At 57.8% G+C, this 23285-nt stretch carries 23 protein-coding genes and 1 tRNA gene; 11 read left to right on the top strand and 13 right to left on the bottom strand.

The annotated features are described in order from the left end of the window. Positions 1-4 precede the first annotated feature (4 nt). From rseP to rho, 12 genes are all read right to left on the bottom strand, one after another. On the bottom strand, positions 5-1369 hold the full coding sequence (rseP, locus tag DSCA_RS31745; RefSeq protein ID WP_155320233.1) for an RIP metalloprotease RseP: 1365 nt from the start codon (positions 1367-1369) through the stop codon (positions 5-7). A gap of 10 nt (positions 1370-1379) precedes the next feature. Then, positions 1380-2543, bottom strand: coding sequence for a 1-deoxy-D-xylulose-5-phosphate reductoisomerase (locus DSCA_RS31740; RefSeq protein WP_155320232.1), 1164 nt, complete (start codon positions 2541-2543; stop codon positions 1380-1382). A gap of 36 nt (positions 2544-2579) precedes the next feature. Next, the gene (locus DSCA_RS31735) at positions 2580-3386 is read right to left on the bottom strand and encodes a phosphatidate cytidylyltransferase (protein ID WP_155320231.1); all 807 of its coding nucleotides are present in this window, start codon (positions 3384-3386) and stop codon (positions 2580-2582) included. A gap of 106 nt (positions 3387-3492) precedes the next feature. Next, positions 3493-4254 carry an isoprenyl transferase gene (locus DSCA_RS31730; protein ID WP_331457140.1) on the bottom strand — a complete coding sequence of 254 codons (762 nt, stop codon included), beginning with the start codon at positions 4252-4254 and terminating at the stop codon, positions 3493-3495. Next, positions 4244-4801, bottom strand: coding sequence for a ribosome recycling factor (gene frr, locus DSCA_RS31725; RefSeq protein WP_155320230.1), 558 nt, complete (start codon positions 4799-4801; stop codon positions 4244-4246). Before frr ends, DSCA_RS31730 begins: the two co-directional genes overlap by 11 nt. A 35-nt stretch (positions 4802-4836) precedes the next feature. Continuing rightward, on the bottom strand, positions 4837-5550 hold the full coding sequence (pyrH, locus tag DSCA_RS31720; protein ID WP_155320229.1) for a UMP kinase: 714 nt from the start codon (positions 5548-5550) through the stop codon (positions 4837-4839). A gap of 2 nt (positions 5551-5552) precedes the next feature. Further along, complete coding sequence (gene tsf, locus DSCA_RS31715; protein ID WP_155320228.1) at positions 5553-6152, bottom strand: translation elongation factor Ts; 600 nt, start codon at positions 6150-6152, stop codon at positions 5553-5555. Between the two features lie 5 nt (positions 6153-6157). Continuing rightward, complete coding sequence (rpsB, locus tag DSCA_RS31710) at positions 6158-7084, bottom strand: 30S ribosomal protein S2 (protein WP_155320227.1); 927 nt, start codon at positions 7082-7084, stop codon at positions 6158-6160. Positions 7085-7295: 211 nt separating this feature from the next. Further along, positions 7296-8186 carry a peptide chain release factor N(5)-glutamine methyltransferase gene (gene prmC / locus DSCA_RS31705; protein WP_231716332.1) on the bottom strand — a complete coding sequence of 297 codons (891 nt, stop codon included), beginning with the start codon at positions 8184-8186 and terminating at the stop codon, positions 7296-7298. Further along, positions 8179-9255, bottom strand: a complete 1077-nt coding sequence (gene prfA / locus DSCA_RS31700; RefSeq protein WP_155320225.1) for a peptide chain release factor 1 — start codon at positions 9253-9255, stop codon at positions 8179-8181. The genes prmC and prfA overlap by 8 nt, the downstream gene beginning before the upstream one ends. A 167-nt stretch (positions 9256-9422) precedes the next feature. Next, a complete protein-coding gene (gene rpmE / locus DSCA_RS31695) occupies positions 9423-9632 on the bottom strand; it encodes a 50S ribosomal protein L31 (RefSeq protein ID WP_155320224.1) in 210 nt (69 codons plus the stop codon). A 27-nt stretch (positions 9633-9659) separates the two neighbouring features. Continuing rightward, a complete protein-coding gene (gene rho, locus DSCA_RS31690; RefSeq protein WP_155320223.1) occupies positions 9660-10907 on the bottom strand; it encodes a transcription termination factor Rho in 1248 nt (415 codons plus the stop codon). Positions 10908-11305: 398 nt separating this feature from the next. Between rho and DSCA_RS31685 the strand changes: the two genes are divergently transcribed. From DSCA_RS31685 to DSCA_RS31660, 6 genes are all read left to right on the top strand, one after another. After that, on the top strand, positions 11306-12718 hold the full coding sequence (locus DSCA_RS31685; RefSeq protein WP_155320222.1) for a CCA tRNA nucleotidyltransferase: 1413 nt from the start codon (positions 11306-11308) through the stop codon (positions 12716-12718). A 274-nt stretch (positions 12719-12992) separates the two neighbouring features. Further along, positions 12993-13670 carry an adenylate kinase gene (locus DSCA_RS31680; protein ID WP_155320221.1) on the top strand — a complete coding sequence of 226 codons (678 nt, stop codon included), beginning with the start codon at positions 12993-12995 and terminating at the stop codon, positions 13668-13670. A gap of 207 nt (positions 13671-13877) precedes the next feature. Further along, the gene (gene rpsU / locus DSCA_RS31675) at positions 13878-14084 is read left to right on the top strand and encodes a 30S ribosomal protein S21 (protein ID WP_054691100.1); all 207 of its coding nucleotides are present in this window, start codon (positions 13878-13880) and stop codon (positions 14082-14084) included. A 372-nt stretch (positions 14085-14456) separates the two neighbouring features. Next, positions 14457-15752 carry a bifunctional folylpolyglutamate synthase/dihydrofolate synthase gene (locus tag DSCA_RS31670; RefSeq protein WP_231716331.1) on the top strand — a complete coding sequence of 432 codons (1296 nt, stop codon included), beginning with the start codon at positions 14457-14459 and terminating at the stop codon, positions 15750-15752. Positions 15753-15807: 55 nt separating this feature from the next. Continuing rightward, positions 15808-15883 (top strand) — tRNA-Arg (locus DSCA_RS31665). Positions 15884-16236: 353 nt separating this feature from the next. Continuing rightward, positions 16237-16764 (top strand): GIY-YIG nuclease family protein, encoded by a 528-nt coding sequence (locus DSCA_RS31660; protein ID WP_155320220.1) that lies wholly within the window; start codon positions 16237-16239, stop codon positions 16762-16764. Here DSCA_RS31660 and DSCA_RS31655 read toward each other — a convergent pair. Continuing rightward, positions 16761-17240: a response regulator gene (locus tag DSCA_RS31655; RefSeq protein WP_155320219.1), complete on the bottom strand. Its 480-nt coding sequence runs from the start codon at positions 17238-17240 to the stop codon at positions 16761-16763. The two genes, DSCA_RS31660 and DSCA_RS31655, sit on opposite strands and share 4 nt — an antisense overlap. A gap of 859 nt (positions 17241-18099) precedes the next feature. Here DSCA_RS31655 and DSCA_RS31650 point away from each other — a divergent pair. The 5 genes from DSCA_RS31650 (at position 18100) to DSCA_RS31630 (ending at position 23277) form a co-directional block, all read left to right on the top strand. Then, on the top strand, positions 18100-18426 hold the full coding sequence (locus DSCA_RS31650; RefSeq protein ID WP_155320218.1) for a type 2 periplasmic-binding domain-containing protein: 327 nt from the start codon (positions 18100-18102) through the stop codon (positions 18424-18426). A 505-nt stretch (positions 18427-18931) separates the two neighbouring features. Then, complete coding sequence (locus tag DSCA_RS31645) at positions 18932-19780, top strand: transporter substrate-binding domain-containing protein (RefSeq protein WP_155320217.1); 849 nt, start codon at positions 18932-18934, stop codon at positions 19778-19780. A gap of 19 nt (positions 19781-19799) precedes the next feature. Further along, the gene (locus DSCA_RS31640; protein WP_155320216.1) at positions 19800-21659 is read left to right on the top strand and encodes a sensor histidine kinase; all 1860 of its coding nucleotides are present in this window, start codon (positions 19800-19802) and stop codon (positions 21657-21659) included. 9 nt (positions 21660-21668) lie between these two features. Further along, positions 21669-22049 carry a response regulator gene (locus DSCA_RS31635; protein WP_155320215.1) on the top strand — a complete coding sequence of 127 codons (381 nt, stop codon included), beginning with the start codon at positions 21669-21671 and terminating at the stop codon, positions 22047-22049. A 508-nt stretch (positions 22050-22557) separates the two neighbouring features. After that, positions 22558-23277, top strand: a complete 720-nt coding sequence (locus DSCA_RS31630) for a FadR/GntR family transcriptional regulator (RefSeq protein WP_167528045.1) — start codon at positions 22558-22560, stop codon at positions 23275-23277. The last annotated feature ends 8 nt before the right edge of the window (positions 23278-23285 follow it).

The raw sequence follows: 23285 nt of genomic DNA, 5'->3' as shown, positions 1-23285 counted from the left end.
TCCGTCAGCTCGAGAATATGCGGGTAATATCATTGTAAAACACAAAAATCATCAACAGAATCAAAATAAAGATACCGGCCTGCTGGGCGATCTCGCGCATACGGACGTTGATGGGACGCCGGATTGCCGCTTCGATGAAGAAGAACATCAGATGACCGCCGTCGAGCACGGGGATGGGCAGAAAGTTGAGCACGGCCAGGTTGATGCTCAGCACGGCGATGAAAAAAATCAGGTTGGTGAATCCCGCCTTGGCCTGCTGCCCCGCCATCTCCGCAATCATGATCGGCCCGCCCAGGGTCTTGGTGGACACCGTGCCCTTGATCAGTTTGCCGATGCTCAACAGGGTCAGCCGGGAGATCTGATAGGTCTGTTCCACCCCCTCCGCCACGGCTTTAACGAGGCCGCGTTTGATGGTGATGCGATCGCCTTCGGGAATATCGATGCCCGGTGAGGAAATGCCGATGCGGTAACTGTCCACTTTTTCACCCAGCACGTTTTCCTCGCTGAACAGCACCGGCACGAGTTCAACCGTCAGGGCTTCCCCGTTGCGGACCACCCGGACGGCAAGCGGCTCCCCCCGGCTCTGGGAGATGATCGTTTTCATCGTATCCCAGCTGTCTACGGCCTGATCGTTGATGGCGACGATCAGATCTCCTTTTTGCATGCCGGCTTTTTTGGCCGGGTAGCCGTCGGCCACTTCACCGACATAGGCCTTGAGAGGTGCCAGCCCGGAAAACCCGACGTCATAGTAAGGCGCATCGTCTCCCAGAATATCCTTGGCCACCTTGGTCTGCGGGGTGACCGCCACATCGAAAACGGTGCCGTCGCGCTTGACGGTGACCCGCACCTGGCCGCCCCCGCCCTCGGCGACCAGCCGGTTGATGTCGCTCCAGGAGGCCACCGTTTCACCGCCCACGGCCGCGACAAGGTCGCCGGTCTGCAGTCCGGCGCGGTCCGCCGGGCTCTCGGCGACCACGTGGTTGACCACCGGGCGGATGTCTTCGGTCCCGATGAAGGTGAAAAAACCGGTGTAGATGATGACCGCCAGCAGCAGGTTGAAAAAGGGGCCGGCCGCCACGATCATGATTTTCTTGAACACGTGCTTGTGGGTAAAGGAATAGGGGATCATTTCCGCGTCGAGTTCCGCATCGGGCTCATCGCCCACCATCTTGACGTAGCCCCCCAGGGGGATGGCGGAAATCCGGTAATCGGTCATGCCCACGGTCCTTCCGAAGAGACGCGGACCGAACCCGAGGGAAAACTTCTCGACACCGACGCCAAACAGCCTGGCGACGAGAAAATGACCCAGCTCGTGGAAAAAGATAAGAATGCCGAGAACGACAACAAAGGCAAAAATATTGGTAGTCATAGGCGATACGTTAACGCTCCTGCTTGCGGATCAATGAATGGGCGATGTCTCTGGCCCGTCGGTCCGCCTCGATGATGTGGCCGAGGTCGACGCCATTTTCTCCGCCATGGCGGTTCAGGGTATGGTCGATAACCGGATAAATTCCAGAATACGGCAGCCGTTCTTCCAGAAACGCGGCCACGGCGACTTCATTGGCGGCATTGAGCACGGCCGGCATGGTTCCCCCCTGTTCACCGGCCCGGTAGGCCAATGCAAGGCAGGGGAATCGCTCCAGGTCCGGATCTTCGAAGGTCAACCCGCCGATGCGGGCAAAGTCGGGGGCGGGCACGTCCAGCGGCAGCCGGTGAGGATGGGACAGCCCGTAGGCGATGGCGCCCTTCATGTCCGGGACCCCCATCTGGGCGATCACCGCACCGTCTTCATAGACGACCATCGAGTGAACGATGCTCTGGGGATGGACCACGACCTTGATGCGATCGAAATCCACATCGAACAGCCAGCGGGCTTCGATCACTTCCAGGCCCTTGTTCATCAAGGTGGCCGAGTCGATGGAGATCTTGCTGCCCATTGACCAGTTGGGGTGGCGCAGCGCGTCCTGGGGCGTGATGGTGTCGAATTGGGACGCCGGCCGGTTTAAAAAGGGGCCGCCGGATGCGGTCAGCAGAATCTGGCGGACCCCGTTCTTTCCCCGGCCCGCCAGGCTCTGGAATATGGCGCTGTGCTCACTGTCCACGGGCATCAGCTTGACGCCATGCACGGCGACCGCCTCCATGACGATGGCACCGGCCATGACCAGGGTTTCCTTGTTGGCCAGGGCAATGTCCTTGCCCGCTTCGATGGCGGCCAGTGTCGGCACCAGGCCGGCCGCGCCGACCATGGCGCCCAGGACCATGTCGGTATCCGGGCAGGTGGCCGCCTGGACATACCCCGCTTCTCCATGGACGATCTCCACCTTCAGGCCAGACGGCAGCAGGGACTTCAGCCGGCTGGCGTGGTCGGCATCGACCACGGCTGCCAGCCGGGGGGTGAACCGGCGGATCTGCCGGGCCAGGTCCGCCACGCTGGTCTTCGCCGTCAGTGCGGCGACGCTGAACCGATCCGGAAATTGGGATATGATGTCGAGTGCATTGGCGCCGATAGAACCGGTGGCACCCAGTATGGAAAGTGATTTCATGGTCACCTGTCTTTTAAGCCGGAATGGCGATCCTGATCAGAATATACTGATTTTCAGCAGATAGGCAAGCGGTGCGGCAAACAGAAGGGCATCCAGCCGATCGAGAAATCCCCCGTGGCCGGGAAGCAGCGACCCGGAATCCTTGATCCCTGCCGAGCGTTTGAATTCGGACGCAAAAAGATCCCCCACCTGCCCGGCAATGCCCACCGCCAGGGCGAACACGACACAGGGCAATACCGCCAGTGAAGGCAGCAGGAGGGTTTTGAACAGCAGCGCCACAATGATGTTGGCCGCCAGCCCGCCGAGGCTGCCTTCGATGGTTTTTTTGGGGCTGACCCAGGGGCACAGCTTGTGGCGTCCCAGATAGGTGCCGGCGTAAAAGGCCCCGGTGTCGCCGGCGGCGACGATGCAGAGAATCCAGAAAATCCACCCGGCGCCGCTCTCGGCCGATCGGATGAGAACTAAAAATGAAAGCGAAAGCGAAATATAAACCAGCCCCAGCACCTGCCGGGCAACCAGATGGGGCGCCTGGGGATCGTTCCTGAACAGGGGCAGGGTCAGTCCGGCCACGACGATCAGGTCCACGGCGATAATCAGCGGCGCGTGAACCATTCCCCCGCGATGGACGGTCCAGACGACAACCGGAGAGAGGCACAGCCCGATCCGGGGAATCAGCTGCGCCAGGCTGCCGGCATCCGGGTCGAAGACCGCCCGGTAATACTCCCACAGGGTCACCACGCTGACGGCGGCGATCAGCAGAGCGAAGATCGTGCCGCCGGCCGAAACCAGCAGATAGATGATGGGGACGGCGACGATTCCGGTGATCCAGCGTTTCAGGTGCATGGGAATCCTTGGATGGGCGTGATGAGGTTGTGTTGGGGGCCGCGGCGCCGCCGATCGCAATTGCGGCTTACCAGTTTACGCCTGAAGCGCTGCCCGGTGCCCTGTCCTAAGGCCTGCCGGTCGAGGGCACCCTGCCGAACCGACGGTCACGGGACTGATAGTCCTTGAGGATCCGAACGAACTCCGCCTCGCCGAAATCAGGCCAGAGGGTCGGTGTAAAACATAATTCTGAATAGGCGATCTGCCATAACAGGAAGTTGCTGAGGCGCATCTCACCGCTGGTGCGGATCAGCAGATCAACGTCGGGCATCCCGCGGGTGTAAAGGTGACCGGCAACGGTCTCGGCCGTCACCGACGCCGGATCGAGGGTGCCCTGACTGGCGGCGGTCGCCATCTGTCGGACCATGTCGACAATCTCCGCGCGGGCGCCGTAGCTGAGCGCCAGGTTCAGAACCATCCTGGTGTTGGCGGCGGTATCAGTCATAACGGCGGCAAGCTTGTCGCGGACCGCCTGGGGCAGCCGGTCGGTCTGGCCGATGGTGTTGAGTCGGATGCCGTTGTCCACCAGGGTCTGGCGTTCGGCCTCTAAAAAACGGCGAAGCAGCAGCATGAGACCGGAGACTTCGGGCTGGGGCCGCTGCCAGTTTTCGGTGGAAAAGGCGTAGAGAGTCAGTACGGCGATGTCTAGTTTACGGGCGGTTCGCACGATGGTCCGTACGGTCTCCGCCCCTTTTTCGTGCCCATTGATGCGGTTCAGCAGGCGCTTTTTGGCCCAGCGGCCGTTGCCGTCCATGATGATGGCAACGTGTTTGGGCATCCGGTCGGGGTCGAGTTCATTCTGCATGGAAGCGGATGAACTAGAATTCAAGGATCTCTTTCTCTTTGTTTTTATAGACCTCGTCGATCCGGTTGATATACTCGTCGGTAATTTTCTGAACGCTGTCCTGGGCCTTGAATGCGTCGTCTTCGGAGATGTCGCCGTCTTTCTTGAAGCCCTTGAGCAGTTCATTGGAATCCCGCCGGATATTGCGGGCGGCGACTTTGTGCTCCTCGCACATCTTGCCGACCACTTTGACCAGTTCCTTGCGGCGCTCCTCGGTCAGCGGCGGAATGGAAATGCGGATCAGTTTGCCGTCGCTGGAGGGCGTCAGCCCGAGATCGGATTTCAATATGGCCTTTTCGATGTCCTTGATGGCGGATACATCCCAGGGCTGGATAACGATCAGGCGACTTTCGGGCACCGACAGCGACGCCATCTGGTTCAGCTGGGTCTGGGTGCCGTAGTAATCGACACGGATACCGTCCAGAAGTGATAATGACGCCCGTCCGGTCCTGACCCGCTTGAGTTCGTTTTCAAGTGCGGTGATGGTTTTACCCATCCGGTCTTTGGTTTCTTGAAGTGTGGATTCGATCATGGCTGAGTCACCTCGCTGGCACGGTCAAACCGGATTTATCGGCCGATAGTGGTTCCGACATCTTCTCCGCAGACCACCTTTTGTATGTTTCCCTTTTCCTTCAGATTAAACACCACCAGGGGCAGTTGGTTATCCATCGCCAGAGAAATCGCCGTCATGTCCATCACTCTCAGTTGCCGCTCCAGCACTTCCATGAAGCTGATGGTCTTGATGAACCGGGCATCGGCGTTTCGCTCGGGGTCGGAATCGTACAGACCGTTCACCTTGGTGGCCTTGAGCAGTATTTCCGCGTGAATTTCCTTGGCGCGCAGTACCGCCGCCGTATCGGTGGTGAAATATGGGTTTCCGGAACCGGCGGCAAAAATAACGACGCGCCCTTTTTCCAGGTGCCGCAATGCGCGGCGGAGAATATACGGCTCGGCCACCTCGTGCATGGAAATGGCCGTCTGGACCCGGGTCTGAACGCTCTTTTTCTCCAGGGCGTCCTGCAGGGCCAGGCTGTTGAGCACCGTGGCCAGCATCCCCATGTGATCGGCAGATGTCCGCTCCATACCGAATGAACTGGCCGCCACGCCGCGAAAGATATTTCCGCCGCCGACCACAATGGCCAGTTGGACATCCAGTTCAACGATGGAGCGAACCTCCTCCGCCACGTAGGTGAGCATGTTGGGACAGATGCCGAAGCCCTGATCACCCATCAGGGCTTCACCGCTCAGCTTGAGCAGAATCCGCTTGAATCTGGACCCCACCCTTATTCCGCTCCGATCTGGAATCTGGCAAATCGCTTGATGGAAATTTTTTCGCCGGTCCGGGCAATGACTTCGTTCAGGTAGTCGGCAACCGTCTTGTCCGGTTCCTTGACGTACTGCTGATTCATCAGGCAGCTTTCCTTGAAGAACTTGTTCATCTTGCCGTCGGTAATCTTTTCGACCATCTGCTCGGGCTTGCCCATCTCCAGGACCTGGGCCTTGTAGATTTCCCGCTCCCGGTCGATCACATCCTGGGGAACGTCTTCGGGAACGATGCCCACCGGATTGGTGGCCGCCACATGCATGGCGATGTTTTTGGCGAATTCGTTAAAATCGTCGGTCTTTGCCACGAAATCGGTTTCACAGTTCACTTCCACCATGACACCGATCTTGCCGCCCATGTGGATGTAAGACTGGACGGTGCCCTCGGAGGTGGCCCGGCCGGCCCGTTTGGCGGCGGTGGCGATCCCTTTTTTTCTCAAAAAGTCGATCGCTTTTTCAAGGTCCCCGTCGCACTCGCCAAGGGCGGCTTTACAATCCATGATGCCGGCTCCGGATTTTTCCCGGAGTTCTTTAACCATTGCTGCACTGATACCTGCCATGTGAATTATTCTCCCGTCGGTTCTGCTTCTGAGGACGCGGCTTCTGCGGGTGCTGCTTCTGCGGGCGCGGCTTCCTCTGTAGGTTCAATATCCTCGGCACCGGCGGCCCCTTTGCGGATAATCTCCACCACCGGTCCGTCCGTGCCGTCGGAAATCACTTTTCGTTCACCGGGCTTCAGTTCTGCCGCGGCACTCTCCAGTTCCGTCTCGTCCACGCCCTTGTCCGCGTCGGCCTGCTGCCGTTCCTTGTAACGGGCCCGGCCTTCGATACAGGCGTCGGCCATTTTCGAAGTGACCAGCCGAATGGCCCGGATGGCGTCATCGTTACCGGGGATGACGTGATCGATCTCATCGGGATCGCAATTGGTATCCACGATGGCCACGATGGGGATGCCCAGCCGACGCCCCTCGCGCACGGCAATGGCTTCGTTTTTCGGGTCGATGATAAAGATGGCCCCGGGAAGCTTGGTCATGCTGCGGATGCCGCCCAGGGTGCTGTCCAGTTTCGTGCGTTCCTTGCCCAGTTTGAGGCGCTCTTTCTTGGGAAACAGACTGATGGATCCGTCGTTTTCAATGGTGTTGAGATAGTTCAGGCGGTCAACACTTTTCTTGATGGTCTGGAAATTGGTCAGCATGCCGCCCAGCCAGCGGTTGTGAACATAGAACATTTCGGCACGGTTGGCCTCTTCGTAGATGGACTCCCGGGCCTGTTTCTTGGTACCCACGAACAGGACCGATTTTCCGGCGGCCGCCGTGTCCGCGATGAAATCGTAGGCATCCCGGAACATTCTCACCGTCTTTTGCAGATCGATGATGTAAATGCCGTTTCTGGCCCCGAAAATATAGGGTTTCATTTTGGGGTTCCAGCGTTTGGTCTGGTGGCCGAAATGGACACCGGCTTCAAGCATTTCTTTCATTGTTACGTAAGCCATGGTCTTCTCCTTACTGGTTGGTTTATCCTGCGCCCGCTTCAGCCCTGAATCCGACTTTCCTCGGAAAGCACCGGGATCAGGTCCACGGACGTGCGGTTTAAAAACGACTTTACTTAACAAAATTTGTTTTGGGTCGCAAGCCTTTTTTGAGATCGTCGCTCATCGCGTTGAAATGCAATGCCTCTGAAAAATGGTTACCCCCTTCCACCTATCAGCCATCAGCTGCGAGCTTCTCCATCACCACGACCCGGTCGTGACCGCTGTAGTCCTTGAGGACTCTCGGCAAACCGTATTGTCCTGTCGCGGCGGCAATGGCCTGGACGTCCGAACGCTGGTCATAGCCCATTTCCAGGGCAAGAATGCCGCCCGGCAACAGGTAGCGGTGGGAGACCTCGATGATATGCCGGAGGCATGCCAGACCGTCGCCGCTCCCATCCAGGGCCATGCAGGGCTCGTGACAGCGGATTTCAGCCTGCAGCCCGTCCAGATCGCCGCTGCGGATGTAAGGCGGATTGGAAACCATGAGATCGAAGGTCTCCTGGCCTGGCGCCAGGGCCGCATCCCAGTCGCTGCAGAACCAGACGATCCGATCGTCCACCCGGTGGGTGCGTGCGTTTTGCCGGGCCGTCTGCAGGGCGTCCACTGATCGGTCCATGGCCGTGTATCGATGCCCGGGATGTTCGTGGGCCAGGGCAATGACGATGGCCCCGGATCCGGTTCCCCACTCCAGCACCCGTTTCGGCGGCCCGCCGGATGCGTCGAGGAACGGCAGCACCGCTTCCACCAGGCATTCGGTCTCCGGCCGGGGAATCAGCACCGACGGGTTCACCGCCAGTTCCAGGGACCAGAATTCCCGTTCCCCGGTGATGTAAGCCACCGGCTCCCGGTCCACCCGCCGTTTGATGTAGGATTTAAAGCGCGCCAGTTCATCGTCACACAGGGGCTGGTCGTGGTTCAGATAAAGGTCGATGCGCCGGACCCCAAGGGTGTGGGCCAGCAGGATTTCAGCCTCGCTGCGGGCGCTTTCAATCTGATGGCCGTTGAAGTAGCCGGCCGTCCAGCGCACCAGTTCCAGGGGGGTCCATGGCGCGCGTCTATCCATCGATGGGTTCGGCATTCTGGAGCGCCTGGCTCTGGTAATAGGTGATCAACGGGTCGATCACCTCGTCCACCGCCCCCTGAAGAATGCTTTCCAGTTTGTAGAGGGTCAGCCCGATACGATGGTCGGTGACCCGGCCCTGGGGAAAGTTGTAGGTCCGGATCCGCTCACTGCGGTCGCCGCTGCCCACCTGGCTCCGGCGGTTCTGGGACCGCTCGGCGTTCTGTTCGCTGACCATCTGGTCCAGCAACCGGGAACGCAGCACCTTCATCGCCTTGGCCTTGTTCTTGTGCTGGGATTTTTCATCCTGGCAGGTCACCACCAGGCCGGACGGCAGGTGGGTCAGGCGCACCGCCGAATCGGTGGTATTGACGCTCTGCCCGCCGGGTCCTGAGGACCGGAAAACATCCACCTTCAACTCATTGGCATCGATATTGACTTCGATCTCCTCGGCCTCGGGCAGGACCGCCACCGTCACGGCGGAGGTATGAATCCGGCCCTGGGTCTCGGTGGTGGGCACCCGTTGAACCCTGTGGGTCCCGCTTTCAAACTTCAGGCGGCTGTATGCGCCTTTCCCGTTGACGTTGGCAATGATCTCCTTGAGCCCCCCCACGCCGGTCGTATGGTGGTCCATGACATCCACCTTCCAGCCGCGTGCATCCGAATAGCGCTGGTACATCTTGAACAGATCGCCGGCAAAGAGCCCGGCTTCATCGCCGCCGGTCCCGGCACGGATCTCCAGAATCACATTCTTGTCGTCCAGCGGATCCTTGGGGACCAGAAGAATTTTCAGCGCGTCCTGCAGCCGCGCCTTCTCCTTTTCCAGGCGGTCGACTTCTTCGCCGGCCATCTTCTTCATTTCGGGATCGTCATCGGCAAGCAGCTCGAGGCTGTCATCCAGTTCCCGGTCCACCTGCTTGAACTCCCTGAATGCCTCGACGACGGGAGCGATGTCCGCGTGCTCGCGGATGTATTTCTGATAGGCATCCCTGTCCTGGACCACCTTGGGGTCGGACAGGAGCCGCTCCAGTTCCTGAAAACGATCTTCAACACCTTTTAATTTGTTAAACATGGGCACCACCAATTCATAACGGGAAACCGCCGCAACCGTTCAATGGTCAGGATTGGAAACGAATTAGGATATAATCGGGTACGGAGGCGTTCAAGGCGGGCACGCCCCGGTGCCGGCGTTGACAACCGGACACCGGACGCAGCCTGAAGGAAGACGGGAAAAACGCGCTACTGGTTCTGGAATTTTTCGTATTTTTTGCGGAAACGCTCGATACGGCCGGCCGTATCCACCAGCTTCTGCTTGCCGGTAAAAAATGGGTGGCATTTGGAGCAAATTTCCACGCGTATGTCTTTTTTCGTCGATCCAACCTCAACAACGTTCCCGCAGGCACATTGGATGGTCGTTTCGGAATAATCCGGATGGATGTCAGCTTTCATTGTAATTTCAACCCCCTATAATCATTTTTAAGCATTCATTGAATCCAGGAAATCGCTATTATCCTTGGTTCCGTTCATTTTTTCAAGTAAAAATTCAAGGCTGTCGGACGGATTGAGGGAAGAAAACAGTTTCCTGAGAATCCAGACCCGGTTCAGCGTCGCTTCGTCGAGGAGCAGTTCCTCCTTGCGGGTACCGGATTTCTTGATGTCGATGGCCGGGAAGATGCGCTTGTCGGCCAGGCGGCGATCCAGCTGGATTTCCATGTTGCCGGTGCCCTTGAATTCCTCGAAGATGACTTCATCCATGCGGGAGCCGGTATCGACCAGGGCGGTGGCAATGATGGTCAGGCTGCCCCCTTCCTCGATATTGCGGGCGGCGCCGAAAAACCGTTTGGGCCGCTGCAGGGCGTTGGAATCCACACCACCGGAAAGTATTTTGCCGCTGGGGGGCATCACCGAGTTGTAGGCGCGGGCCAGCCGGGTAATGCTGTCGAGCAGAATCACCACGTTCTTTTTGTGCTCCACCAGTCGCTTGGCTTTTTCGATGACCATCTCGGCCACCTGCACATGTCGCTCGGCCGGTTCGTCAAAGGTGGAACTGATCACTTCCCCCTTCACCGAACGCTGCATGTCCGTGACCTCTTCCGGGCGCTCGTCGATGAGCAGGACAAAGAGCACGATGTCCTTGTGGTTTTTCACGATGCAATTGGCGATGCACTGCAGCAGCATGGTCTTGCCGGAGCGGGGCGGCGAAACGATCAGCCCGCGCTGACCGAAGCCGATGGGCGTCAGCAGGTCCATGATCCGGGCGGAATAGTTTTCCGGATCGGTCTCCAGGTTGACTTTATTCTCCGGATACAGGGGGGTCAGGTTGTCGAAAAGAATCTTCTCCCGGGCCACTTCCGGGTCTTCGTAGTTGACCGCTTCGACCTTCAGCAGGGCAAAATAGCGCTCGGACTCCTTGGGCTGACGGATCTGGCCGGAGACGGTGTCACCGGTTCTCAGGTTGAACCGCCTGATCTGTGACGGTGAGACATAGATATCGTCGGGGCCGGGCAGGTAGTTGTAGTTGGGGGCGCGAAGAAAACCGAATCCGTCGGGCAGGATTTCCAGGGTTCCCTCCCCGAAAATAAGTCCGTTCTTTTCAATCTGGGCCTGGAGCAAAGAGAATATCAGCTCCTGCTTGCGCATGCCGGCCGCCCCGTCGATATTGAGGTCCTTGGCCATTTTGGTCAGTTCATTGATCTTCTTGTTTTTCAGTTCTACGATGTTCATCAACACACCCCGTTTTCGGATTGAATGTCGCCTACCCTCTGCATGTATGGTTCCTGTATAAATGTTCTATATGAAAACAACAGCGCCCCTGGCTTCCGATTTTTCAAGATGGCGAAAAGGTTTAACACCCTAATCCGGCATTTTGAATGCCACTAGCAACGGTGCCTTTCAGGTGAATTGGGTTGGTCTGTTGATTTTTTGGAGGAATATGCGTGTTTTTGTGATAGAAGTTGTTTAGGTTTACCCCACCAGCCGGGCCTGTACGAGAGAATATGAAAAACTGTTATACCATGAACCCACTGGTGTCAAGGGATTTTGGCCTTCGCACGCCTGGTTTATTCGCCCCGGCAGAATGTCCGGCCATGCCGGTACGCACCTGAATCAAAATTGGCTTCCAAATGAATGGGTTAACCAACATCACGCTTGATTTTCTGCCGGACCGCCCCGATGGGGTCTACCTGGTCGGCGGAACCGTACGCGACCTGCTGGCAGGCCGCTCGCCGACAGACATCGATCTGGTGGTATCCGGTGACATTACCGGCGTCGCCGGACACATCGCCGCCAGAACCGGCGGCAGGGTCATCGATCTGGGAAAAAACGGATTTGCCGTCCTGCGGGTCGCGTCGCCGGATACAATCATCGACATCACCCCCCTTGCCCACCCATCCATCGAAGCCGATCTGCAGCAGCGGGATTTCACGATCAACGCCATGGCTTACGACCTGAAGGCGCGGCGGCTGGTGGACTGCACCGGCGGTCAGGCCGATATGCAAAACCAGACCGTCCGCATGGTGTCGCCCACAGCCTTTGAAAAAGATCCGGCAAGGCTGGTTCGGGCCTATCGCATGGCGGCAACGCTTCATTTTTCCATCGACGCCGGAACCCAGGACGCCATCGGCCGCCACCGTCACCTCGTGACCGGCGTCGCCGGCGAACGGGTCTGGGCGGAACTGGTCAAGATATTCGGCACTGCCGATTCCGGCCCCGTCGTGATGCGCATGGCAGCCAGCGGCCTGCTCACGGCCATTTTCCCGGAGTTGCAGGCGGCCGTGGGATGCACCCAGAACCGCCACCACCAGTTCGATGTATTCGACCACAGCCTGAGGGTCTATACCAGGCTGGAAGCCCTGCTGGCTGACTTTGACAGCCATTTTCCGGACCTGACGGCCACCGAGGACGCCGCGAAGCTTCATGGCCATGCGGCCATGCTGAAATACAGCGCCCTGCTTCACGATGCGGGCAAACCGGCCACCCGGTCCGTCGACAGCCGCGGACGCGTCGGCTTTCCCGGGCACGCCGCCAAAAGTGCCGACATCACCGCCGGGGTCAGCAGGCGATTGAGGCTTTCCAACCGGCAGCGCCACGTCTCCGATGCCATCATCCGACATCACATCCGCCCCCTTTTCCTGTACCTTGCGTCTGAAAACGGAACCCTCGGCCGCCGCGGCATGATCCGTTTTTTCAACCGCTGCGGCGACCTGGCCCTGCCGATCATCGTGCATGCCATGGCGGACATCATGGCCAAAAGCGAGGTCCTCCAAGCCAGGGACAATGGCTTCATCTTTTTTTGCGACCGCCTGGTCGCGGCATACGTCGATACCCGCCGCAGAAAGGCCGCCGTACCGCCGCTGATCAGCGGCCGCGACCTGATTGCGGTCCTGGGCCTCTCCCCGTCCCCCCGGTTCAAAAGCATACTGCGAGAAGTCGATGAACGGCGGCTGTCCGGCGAATTGACCACCCGGGACCAGGCCCTGGAATGGGTCGGCACCCATCTCCTGCCGCATGACGTCAGCCGGCGGGCGGAAGACTGAGGCCGGGGCCCGCTGCGCCGACGCTTGACAAGCCCCCCTCATTTCTGTAGTAACGCGGTTAGCTGGAGCATTCACACTTCGGTGCCAGCCCGCCTGAAACCAATCAACAACAATTGATGCGGCCGACCACCGCACGCAACCGACAAGAACGGCAGACGACGATTGCACGGGAATTCCAACCGCTGGTCTGAAAGCGCGACGCCCGGCATCATCGTGCGATTGGTATTTTCAATGATCCTGTTACAGCGAACGGGAAACAGAAAGGAGAATGTGAATGAACATCTTGTTTTTTGGCCCCAACGGAAGCGGCAAGGGCACGCAAGGCGCAATCCTGAAAGACAAGTACAACACCCCCCACATTGAATCCGGGGCGATCTTTCGTGAGAACATCGGCAAGGGAACCGAACTCGGCGCCCAGGCCAAGGCCTACATCGACAAAGGCGACCTGGTTCCTGACGAAATCACGATCCCCATGATCCTCGACCGACTGCAGCAGGACGACTGCAAAAACGGCTGGCTGCTGGACGGATTCCCGCGCAATAAAAATCAGGCCATCAAGCTGGATGAAGCACTCAAGGAAGCCGGCATGGCCCTGGACATCGTTGTCGAGATCCTGCTGGACCGCGAAATTGCCAAAAACCGGATCATGGGACGTCGCCTGTGCGTCAACGACAACAACCATCCCAACAACATCTACATCGACGTCATCAAACCCGACGGCGACAAATGCCGGGTTTGCGGCGGCGAGCTGAAGACCCGTGACGACGATCAGGATGAAGAGGCGATCAACAAACGTCATAACATCTATTATGACACCACCGAAGGGACCCTGGCATCGGCCTATTACTTCAGAGATCTGGCCGGCGAGGGCGCGTCCATGAAGTACATCACCCTGGACGGCGCCCCGAGCGTAACGGACGTGACGGCCGAGCTGGTCTCAAAGCTTGATTAAGCGGGTTTCATAAGCGGTGGCCCCCTCCGGTGGAGGCCACCGTTTCAGGTTTCAAAATCTGTATTTTTGCAGGAACAATCTTTTTCTTGAATATTTTTTTTTTATTTGATACGAATGGCGTTTACTAAAAATATCGAAATAACCATCATGGTTGAAACAGCATAGCCAGATTGTCGACGCGATGGGAAAAAGGGGGGTTGAGTCAGTTTGAAAGCAATTGAAGTTAAAGTCTTCGACAACGATCTCGAAAAGGCCATGCGGATTCTGAAGAAAAAAATTCAGAATGATGGTCTGTTCAAACGCCTGAAGCTTAAAAAAAGCTACGAGAAACCGAGCGAGTACCGTCGTCGCAAAGAGCGTGAAGCCCTGCGTAGACAGCGCATCGCCGCTGCTCGAAGCAGGAGATATCGTTAGCGGCACCCGTTTGAGCACATGACCCGGTAGGGAGCGCTTCCCCGCCGGGTTTTCTGTTTTGGGTTCGTGATCGTTTATGAGCCAAAAATTGATGAACGCGTAAGCAGTCCCATTCCCTCATTGTTGTCATCTCCGCCCAGACCGGATTCCGGTATCGTCCCATACCGGTGGATTCCGTCCTGAAAGGAAAAGACGCAATCCGGAACGTTTTACGGACCTCGTCAAAGAACTCGATCGATTTCGTTCCCTCTCCCCAGGTACCATGCCGATTCAACCGGCCAGGCAGCATCCATCGACCGGCAGACGGCAGCAAGCATCGCCCACGATTTGATTCATCCGCGTTGTACCACAGGGCAATTAGGAGTCGCTGCAATGCCAAACTGCGCATACACCGAATGCCTCGACAGCATGTACAGCATGAGACGATTCGGCATCATTCTCGGCCTTTCTACCATCACCAGTATCCTTGCCGGACTCGGCAATCCCCAGCGAACATTTTCCGCCATCCACATCGCCGGCACCAACGGCAAGGGCTCGATTGCCTCCGCCCTGGCCACGATCCTGCAGATCGCCGGGTATCGCGTGGGGCTTTATACCTCACCGCACCTGATCCGGTTCAACGAGCGCATCAGTGTCAATGGGAGACCGATTTCCGATGAGGACGTGGTGGCCTCCTGGGAAGCCGTCAAATCGGTTCACCAGGGCGACCGGGAACCCACCTTCTTCGAATTTTCCACGGCCATGGCCTTTTACGAATTCGCCCGGCGAAGGGTGGACTTCGCCGTGGTCGAAACCGGCATGGGCGGCCGGATGGACGCCACCAATGTCGTATCGCCGGCACTGTGCATCATCACCAATATTTCGCTGGAACACAAAACCTATCTCGGCGACACGATTGCGGCCATCACCGGAGAAAAGGCCGGCATCATCAAGCCCGGCATACCGGTGGTGACCGGCGTGACCCAGAAAAGCGCCAAGACCGTCATCGAGAAGGCCGCATCGGCCAATTCGGCGCCCCTGTTCATGAAGGGACGCGATTTTCGGGTCCGCCGCACCGGCAAAGACCGCTTTTCCTATCTGGGCATCGATAACCACTGGACGGGCATGCAGACCAGCCTCCTGGGCGGCCATCAGGTGGACAACGCGGCCCTGACCCTGGCGGCCTGTGAGATTCTCATGCGGGGCCAGGACCGCCTGTCGAGGGACCATATCCAGTCCGGCCTGGTCCAGAACCGCTGGCCGGGGCGTCTGGAAGTGGTTTCCCAGAGCCCCTACGTCATCATGGACGGGGCGCATAACCTCATGGCCGCCCGGCGCCTGGGGCGGTTCCTTCAGGATGCCCTGGCCGGCCGGCGCATCACCATGGTGGCCGGCATCCTGGATGACAAGCCCTACGAGTCGATCCTGAAAGATCTGCTGGCCCCCTGCGAACGCCTGATCATCACCCGGCCCAAAATCGACCGGTCCCTGCCCCCGGAAACGCTTGAAGCCGCTGCAAGGCCTCTGATTTCAGACATCCAGACCATCTTCGACGTGGGCGATGCCGTACGCCATGCCATTGCCACGTCCCGCCCCGAAGATGCCGTCTGCATCGCCGGCTCCCTGTACGTGGTGGGTGAGGCCAAGGCGGCCCTCGATGAATCGGGAGGGACCTTGTTTCAGGTGTAACAAGAGGGTTGACTTGTGGCCGCCAATCCTCTATTTACCCACGACAAATCACAACGCGCCCGTAGCTCAGTGGATAGAGCACCAGCCTCCGGAGCTGGGTGCCGCAGGTTCGATCCCTGCCGGGCGCGCCAAACAAATAAGGGGCTTACACACATATATGCGGGTCCCTTTTAATTTGCCATCGATCATTGGTTTCCAGCCCTGACGGAGCGCGAGCGAGATTCCGAAGCTCCTGAATCAGATTTTTCCCGGCGGAACGAAGCCTGCCAATCAATTTTATCCCGGGGGATATCCGACAGAATGAAACGGCTGGTTACCTGTGCCGGCCTGCGCCTTCTATCATTGAGCATGGCCCCGCCATGGGCGTGCCCAATTTTGCTTCAGGTTCCTGATCCATATCATCAACTTCTGGAACCTGTCGCACCAGAATCCGGTCCATCCATCGAAGCAATGCCGATGCATGGCCCGGTAAAGCGTGAGGGGAATGGTCCGTCAATCGATCCGGATAACCAGTCAGCCGGGCACCTACGCCCTGTTGTTCAGGTGTGAAACCCCCTTCCAGGCGGTGGTGGGAAAACTGGGCCCGACACAGGTCGGCGCCGGATATTGGGTTTACGTGGGAAGTGCGTTCGGCCCCGGCGGGTTGCGTTCCAGGCTCGCCCACCACTTGAAACCATCAACCCGCCGCCACTGGCATCTGGATTACATCAAACACGCCCTCGATCCCATTGAAATCTGGGCCACGAATGACCCGATCCGGAGAGAGCATCGCTGGGCGGGCGTTTTTGCCGGCCTGAAAGGGGCATCCCGTCCGATTGCCGGGTTCGGGGCATCGGACTGTTCCTGCCTCTCCCACCTGATCCATATGCCGCGACGTCCGGACTACGCCATCTTTAAAAAACAGATCCAAACGGAAAAAGCCGTCAATGGCAGCCTTCTTCGATATGGTTTGGATTCCGGTATCCAACGCCCGTTCAAATTGAAAGGCGACAACGCATCAGCAGGCGTTTAACCGTGTCCACTGTTTCGGGGATAATTCAGGGAGGGCTTTTCCGATGGGACTCCGCAAACCAATCGCCCCCATTTCCTGATTGCCATGATCTTTTTTTCATGCCGTCGCTTGTGTCGGGTTGCCTCTATGATCCTGGCGACCAGCTGGCCCACGTCACAAGGCTTCAGCAGATAATCAAAGGCACCCATCTTCATCCCCGAGATTCCGTTTTCCACCGTGGCGTGGCCGGTGAGCAGAATGACCTGCACCAGGGGATGCCTGCTCTTGATCGCCCATAAGGCGGTCATGCCGTCCATCAACGGCATTTTGACATCCAAGACAACGACATCGATGGTATTGTCTTCCTCCAGGCGGTCCAGCGCTTCCCGGCCGTTAAATGCGGGAACCGTATCAATATCTCTTATTTTCAACAGCTTGATCAAGTTTTCTACAAAGGGTTTTTCGTCATCTGCCAGAAGCACTTTTGCGACACTCATTTTCAATCTCTTTTCTTCTTCGCTCTTCGCCGAAAATCGATCGGGCAAATGCGACCTGTTTCCAGGGCGAATCGTCACATTTATTGGCTTGATTTCGTATTTCAGGCAGCGCAAATTGTGTACCATGGCCAGCCGGCAGGGGAATATTAAACAACTTATTGTTTTATAATCATTATTTTCGGCGCAGGCAGTAAAAAGAGGACTTCATGGGGGAATAAAGGTGTCAGACTCGTTTACAGTCTGTAAGAATCGCCTTACCGGCACAACGGTCGGCGGAAAAATTGGCATTGGCTTCCGATGCGCCCGGCGGCAGCAACATGGAAACAGGCCCGGGTATCGGCCGGCCGTGTTCTGCCCGATCGCGTCAAGGGTACAGACCGTTTGAATGCCGGCAGCGGCATACAAAGGATTTCCCCCTTTAAGGAATCGGACGGGCGCCCAGCGCCGAATTGGATCGGGCGGGAGAGCCTTCGCGATATATCCGGACATTCACCCAGCGGCTTGGACAGGGACTGAAAATGCAAGAATTCATTGACACCATCACCGATAAAAATTTAGTATCTGTCGGCCTTCAATAAATTCAACTATCCGGAATTGCATAGGGTTGAAAACCAAAGCACCTGAAGGGAAAAAACCGCTTTCCCGACATCTTTGATGACAGGAATTTCAGCAGGTGCCGCACAACGGCCCAATGGGTGTTCACCCTCAACGTTCTTGTTGAACGTTTTCCTGGACCAACCATTGACTGAAACCCAATCACCCGGACGTGAAGCCTAATTGTTTGCGCAGTTTTGGAGAAACCGCCGATCTGAGACGCACTGGTCCGGCGATGGGCCATGGAGGGAAAAAAACTGAAACCATGAACCGCGTCCACCTCCCCGGCTACAGACCCATGGGTATCATTTCCATTGCAGCGGTCATGGTTTTTCTCATCAGCCCGGCCGTGGCCGCCGGGGACCGGGAAGGAATCCGTCAGCACGACGTGTTGCGCCACCTGGGAGTTCCCCGTGCCCACCTTGTCAGAACCACCGCCAGGGGCCTCGATGGCCTGGATGTGGAATTGATACAGCGGATTGCAGACCACCTCGGGGTCGCCTACGGGTGGGTGGGCACCTCCTGGTCCACCGTTTTCAATGATCTGACCGGACAGCACGGCAAACAGCCCGAACGGGTGTGGCCACGATGAGCGGCCAGACGCAGAGCATGGGCGATTTGATCGCCAATGGGCTGATCCTGCTGCCCTGGCGTGTGCAGGCGGTGAAATCCGCAATGCCGGCCTGTCCCACAGGCGTCTGGCTGAATGCCCGGGCAAATTCGCCGCGCCCCCCCATTCCCCCCCAGTGGAAATATCGAGACCGATATCGAAAACGTCCCAAGACGGTTGGCCGGCCGCTTGGTGTTGACCAAGAAAAGGGCCTGCCTGGACCCGGATTGGTGCGACCTGGCGTCGACGCATGCCGTTATTCGCGATCATACCGGCAGTGCCCCCCCAATGATACGGCCCCGGCGCCCATCGACGGGGCGGCCGAAGCCCCCCCCGCTCGACGACCCGAGTGATTTTTTTGATCCTGAAAAGGGAGATTAGAATCATGCCGAACCGATCGAACCTGAAAACGAGATCCCCTTCCCCAAGCGCCGTTTTTCGTAAAAGATCGTTGTTCTGCAGTACCTTTCTATTAGCGGGCTGGGCCATGATTCTGGCCCTTGGAACCTGGCGGCCGCCGGCACACGGCCAGGATTTGAAGGATGTCCTCAAGGCCGGCAAGCTTCGCCATCTCGGCATCCCCTACGCCAACTTCGTTTCCAGCCGGGGCGACGGTCTGGATGTGGAACTGATGCAGCGGTTTGCGGCCCATCTGGGAGTCGACTACGAGTTCGTCCAGTCCTCCTGGCCCACCATCATCCCGGATCTCACAGGGAAAACCATCCGGCCGGAAGGTGACGATGTGGCGGTGACCGGCAGCAGTGAGGTCCGGGGCGATGTGATTGCCACTGGATTTACGGTGCTGGCATGGCGCCGTAAAATCGTCAATTTTTCAACGGCCTCTTTCCCCACCGGTGTCTGGCTCATCACACGCGCGGATTCAAAGATTAATCCGGTGACACCCAGCGGCAGCATCAGGGACGATATCGACACGGTCAAAGCCGGCTTGAACGGCCACAGCGTACTGGCGTTGAAAGACAGCTGCCTGGACCCGGGGCTTTATCAACTGGGAAAAACAGGCGCCACCATCCAACTGCTGGACCCTGAACGCGATCTGGATGAAATGATTCCGCTGGTCATTGCCCGGAGAACGGACACCTCCCTGATGGACGTTCCGGTGGCGCTGATCGCCCTGGAGAAATGGCCCGGTCAAATTAAAGTGGTGGGCCCCATTTCCCTGCAACAGGAAATGGCCCCGGCATTTGCGAAATCCTCACCGGAACTGCTGGCCGCGTTCGAAGCGTTTTTCAAGCATTTCAAAGAAGAAGGAACCTACAACCGGTTAGTGGCCAAATACTACCCGACTGTCTTTGCCTATTACCCTGACTTTTTCTGAATCGGAGCAGGACCTCATCATGATCCGGGAACCCATTCAACCGTCTTTGCCGCACCGATCGGGCCTGGGAACGATGGACCGGCGAAAGCCCCTCCTGGCGTTGACGGCGGCATGCCTGCTGCTGGTGCTCTACATCGGATTCCTGGTAATTTCCAACTTTCAAAGCCAGCTTGCCCTGCGCGATGCGTCCCGCAACCGCTTCCGTCTGGATCTGGAAAAGCGGGCGGACTCGCTGGGCTATTTTTTCCTGGAAAGGAAATACGATCTGAACGCATTGGCCCTTTCCAGTGAAATCAACAGTTACTTTGTCAACAAAGCCCTGGGGATGTCCGAGCAATACGGGCTTAAAGTCAACCTGTTCATGATTCGGAAACGACTGGAGCGGATCCTGGCGTACCGGCAGATCAATGGACACCGGCTCTATTCCCGACTGGTCTTTATAGACAACTCCGGAAAACAGCTGGTGGACACCGACAACCGTGCCGGGGATCCGCTGGAAGCGCCCAAAGCCGCCCAGGGGCCGCCCCGGATCTGTTTCGGGAGTGAAAACCGGCACCGTCCACTGCGGATGTCGGTATCCTGCCTGTACAAAAACCAGATTGTCGGCCAGCTGCTCATATGGTTCGACGAGGAGACCCTGTTTTCCCATTTCGTCAACCTGGACGGCCCCCCCGGACTATGCGGAGCCGGACTGATCGATGAGCAGGGTCAGTTGCACTGGCCGGATGCCCGGTCACATCCGGAAATTGCCTCCCAATTGACACCGGGGTGCATCAAGGCCCTGCCCAAAACCGGTTTCTCCAGCAACGCCGTTGCGTCGGGAGGAGAAGTCCATGAAATCCTGATGGCCCGCGTGCCCATCCCGAACCTGAATCTGTCCTACCTGGCCTGGATGCCAAGCAAACAGATCGCCGGTGCGCTGGCGCCCATGCGGCTGATCATGGGCATGGGCGCCCTGGCGGCAGTGGTGCTGGTATCGCTGGGTTTGATTCTCCGGTTCTCCGCCCAGAACCTGATTTTAAAAACCCGCTTCGATGAGGCCGCAAGACAGCAGGACGTCCTGGCCCTGAAAAACAGTCAACTCAGGGCAGAAATAGAAAAACGCGAAAACGCGGAAAAAGAACTGGCGGTGCAGAGAACCGTGCGCATGCGCTCGGACCGGCTGCGGTCGCTGGGTGAAATGGCGGCGGGCATCGCCCACGAGTTGAACCAGCCCCTTGTGGGCGTTCGCGGATATGCGGAACTCATGCTTGACAGCCTGGACGAAGGCCTGGAGCTGCCCCCGGAAACGATTCGTCAAAATACCGGCAAAATTGTTGAACAGGCCGAGCGCATGGTTCACATCATCAATCATGTGCGCCTGTTTGCCCGAGATGCCGGCAGTACCGAAACCACCGTCGTCGATCTCAACGAGGTGGTCCGCTCCGGTTTGAATCTCCTCACGGCCCAGTTCAAATCCCATGGACTGCTGCTGAAAAATGAAATGGCAGACGGTCCATTGTCGGTCTGTGTGAATTCATTTTCGGTGGAGGAGGTCCTTCTCAACCTGCTGACCAATGCACGGGACTCTGTGGAGCATCGGGCGACGATCGAAAATGGCGTATACCAGCCTCGCATTCTCGTGGCGACCGGCGTTCACAACGGCGGCGTAAAAGAAGCCTTCGTTGTCGTGGAAGATAACGGCATCGGTATCCCGGCGAATGCGGCCGAAAAAATTTTCGACCCCTTTTTCACCACCAAGGATCCGGACAAGGGCACCGGGCTGGGGCTGTCGATCTGCAAATCGATCGTCGAATCCTTTCAGGGCAGGATTCATTTCGCGACAACTGAAAACCAGGGGACACGGTTTGAAATTGTTTTTCCTGAATGCGCGCAATAGGAGACATGGATGAAATCAGCGGAACCCTTGAAAATCCTCGTCGTCGATGACGAAGTCGTCGTCCAGGAAACATTGGCCGACATGATGGCCCATTTTGGCCACACGGCGGACAGGGCCAACGACGGCGTCTCAGGAAAAAAGCATATGGAACAGGACCGGTATGATGCCGCCTTCGTGGATATGCGCATGCCGGGAATCGATGGCATGAGCTTGTTGAAGTGGTCCAGGCAGGCCCACCTGCCGCTGCCCATCATCATCATGACCGGGCATGGCCAGACGGACGCACGCGATGCGGCCCTTCAGTCCGGTGCCTTCGCATTTCTCAACAAACCGTTCTCACTGAAAGAGATCAAAGATCTGCTCAAAGCAATCCGGAACCGGCAAAAATGATCTTCTCCCGATCCCGTCGCCGCTGGATGACAGCGGTCTTCCCGCAACGCCGCCTCTGAAGCATTCGCACGGACAGCACGTCTCGTAAGGCGTCTTTATACGGAAAAGGCCGGTGGTTCCGTTCCACACGCCGGCGGGAGGTCGCGGGATCGATTTTGCGAATCTGTCCATGTGTTCCCCCGGCCCCCGCCACCTCAGTGCGCGCCTCTATCAGCCTGCCATGCCGGCCCTACTGAACTATACGGGTGCACCCGGCGGGTCCGCCTTTCCGGAATCGCTGCTGTTTTGTTCCCGATCATCCGGGATGGTGATTTTTTGATTGACTTTGATCGAAGAATTCTCCTAAATCGGTACAACCAAATTAAATTGGTACAAAAGATTTACCCTTTCAGCCGGAGCCTGCGGACGGCGAAACGGTTCTGATGGAAAGGGAACAGCACGTCAGGCCTTCAAAAAAAATGCGCCGGCAGTTGCACGAATGCCCTTAAAAGCAAGGGACAGACAACCGATGAACGAGCCCAAACATGGCAACGACCCCTTTTCGGCAGAGATTGATCTCAAGGCGGTCAAACGGACCAAGGTCTACCAGGAAATTGCCGAACAGATCATCCACCTGATCAAAGCAGGCAAGCTCCGGCACGGTGATCAACTTCCCCCCGAACGTCGCCTGGCTGAAATCTTCCAGGTGTCGCGCCACCCGGTCAGGGAAGCGATCCGGACCCTGGAGGAAAAAAACGTGCTCGTCAGCCGGGTGGGGTCAGGCACATTTGTAGTCAATGAACGCGACGCTTCGATAGATGACCTGCTCACGCACGCGCTCGAGCGGGAGAAGAACAAACTGGCCGAGATCTTCGAGTTCAGGCGAATGATCGAGCCGCAGATCGCCGCGAAAGCCGCCGCGAAAGCGTCGCCCGAAGACCTCGCCGAACTGAAAGGTATTTTAGAGCGTCAAGAAAAAGCCGGCGACATCCACCAGATCGTCGATCTGGACCAGGAGTTCCATATGGCCCTGGCCCGTGCGACCCGGAACAGCACCCTGCTGAGAGTGGTTGAACGGCTCAATGACATACTGGACGAGAGCCGGACCAGGGTGCCCCGAAACACCAACCGGGCGGAACTGTCCCTTTCCGGTCACGCCAGTATTCTTCGTGCCGTGGAAAAAGGAGATTCAGGCGCCGCCCTGAAGGCCATGGAAAAACATCTGCTCCAGGTGGAAGCCGCCTTATAAACAGGAAA

The sequence above is a fragment of the Desulfosarcina alkanivorans genome, from assembly GCF_009688945.1.
Lineage (GTDB): Bacteria > Desulfobacterota > Desulfobacteria > Desulfobacterales > Desulfosarcinaceae > Desulfosarcina > Desulfosarcina alkanivorans.
Note: the sequence above shows the minus strand (reverse complement) of the source record. Positions and strands in the feature narration are given on the sequence as shown.

Coding starts and splice junctions, on each gene's coding strand:
- DSCA_RS31635 (WP_155320215.1), top strand. CDS start 21,669: ATGAAATCAGCGGAACCCTTGAAAATCCTCGTCGTCGATGACGAAGTC.
- DSCA_RS31630 (WP_167528045.1), top strand. CDS start 22,558: ATGAACGAGCCCAAACATGGCAACGACCCCTTTTCGGCAGAGATTGAT.
- DSCA_RS31670 (WP_231716331.1), top strand. CDS start 14,457: ATGCCAAACTGCGCATACACCGAATGCCTCGACAGCATGTACAGCATG.
- DSCA_RS31645 (WP_155320217.1), top strand. CDS start 18,932: ATGATTCTGGCCCTTGGAACCTGGCGGCCGCCGGCACACGGCCAGGAT.
- frr (WP_155320230.1), bottom strand. CDS start 4,801: ATGATCGAATCCACACTTCAAGAAACCAAAGACCGGATGGGTAAAACC.
- rpsB (WP_155320227.1), bottom strand. CDS start 7,084: ATGGCTTACGTAACAATGAAAGAAATGCTTGAAGCCGGTGTCCATTTC.
- prfA (WP_155320225.1), bottom strand. CDS start 9,255: ATGTTTAACAAATTAAAAGGTGTTGAAGATCGTTTTCAGGAACTGGAG.
- rho (WP_155320223.1), bottom strand. CDS start 10,907: ATGAACATCGTAGAACTGAAAAACAAGAAGATCAATGAACTGACCAAA.
- rseP (WP_155320233.1), bottom strand. CDS start 1,369: ATGACTACCAATATTTTTGCCTTTGTTGTCGTTCTCGGCATTCTTATC.
- DSCA_RS31660 (WP_155320220.1), top strand. CDS start 16,237: ATGGTCCGTCAATCGATCCGGATAACCAGTCAGCCGGGCACCTACGCC.
- DSCA_RS31655 (WP_155320219.1), bottom strand. CDS start 17,240: ATGAGTGTCGCAAAAGTGCTTCTGGCAGATGACGAAAAACCCTTTGTA.
- prmC (WP_231716332.1), bottom strand. CDS start 8,186: ATGGATAGACGCGCGCCATGGACCCCCCTGGAACTGGTGCGCTGGACG.
- rpmE (WP_155320224.1), bottom strand. CDS start 9,632: ATGAAAGCTGACATCCATCCGGATTATTCCGAAACGACCATCCAATGT.
- DSCA_RS31740 (WP_155320232.1), bottom strand. CDS start 2,543: ATGAAATCACTTTCCATACTGGGTGCCACCGGTTCTATCGGCGCCAAT.
- DSCA_RS31640 (WP_155320216.1), top strand. CDS start 19,800: ATGATCCGGGAACCCATTCAACCGTCTTTGCCGCACCGATCGGGCCTG.
- DSCA_RS31680 (WP_155320221.1), top strand. CDS start 12,993: ATGAACATCTTGTTTTTTGGCCCCAACGGAAGCGGCAAGGGCACGCAA.
- tsf (WP_155320228.1), bottom strand. CDS start 6,152: ATGGCAGGTATCAGTGCAGCAATGGTTAAAGAACTCCGGGAAAAATCC.
- DSCA_RS31650 (WP_155320218.1), top strand. CDS start 18,100: ATGAACCGCGTCCACCTCCCCGGCTACAGACCCATGGGTATCATTTCC.
- DSCA_RS31685 (WP_155320222.1), top strand. CDS start 11,306: ATGAATGGGTTAACCAACATCACGCTTGATTTTCTGCCGGACCGCCCC.
- DSCA_RS31735 (WP_155320231.1), bottom strand. CDS start 3,386: ATGCACCTGAAACGCTGGATCACCGGAATCGTCGCCGTCCCCATCATC.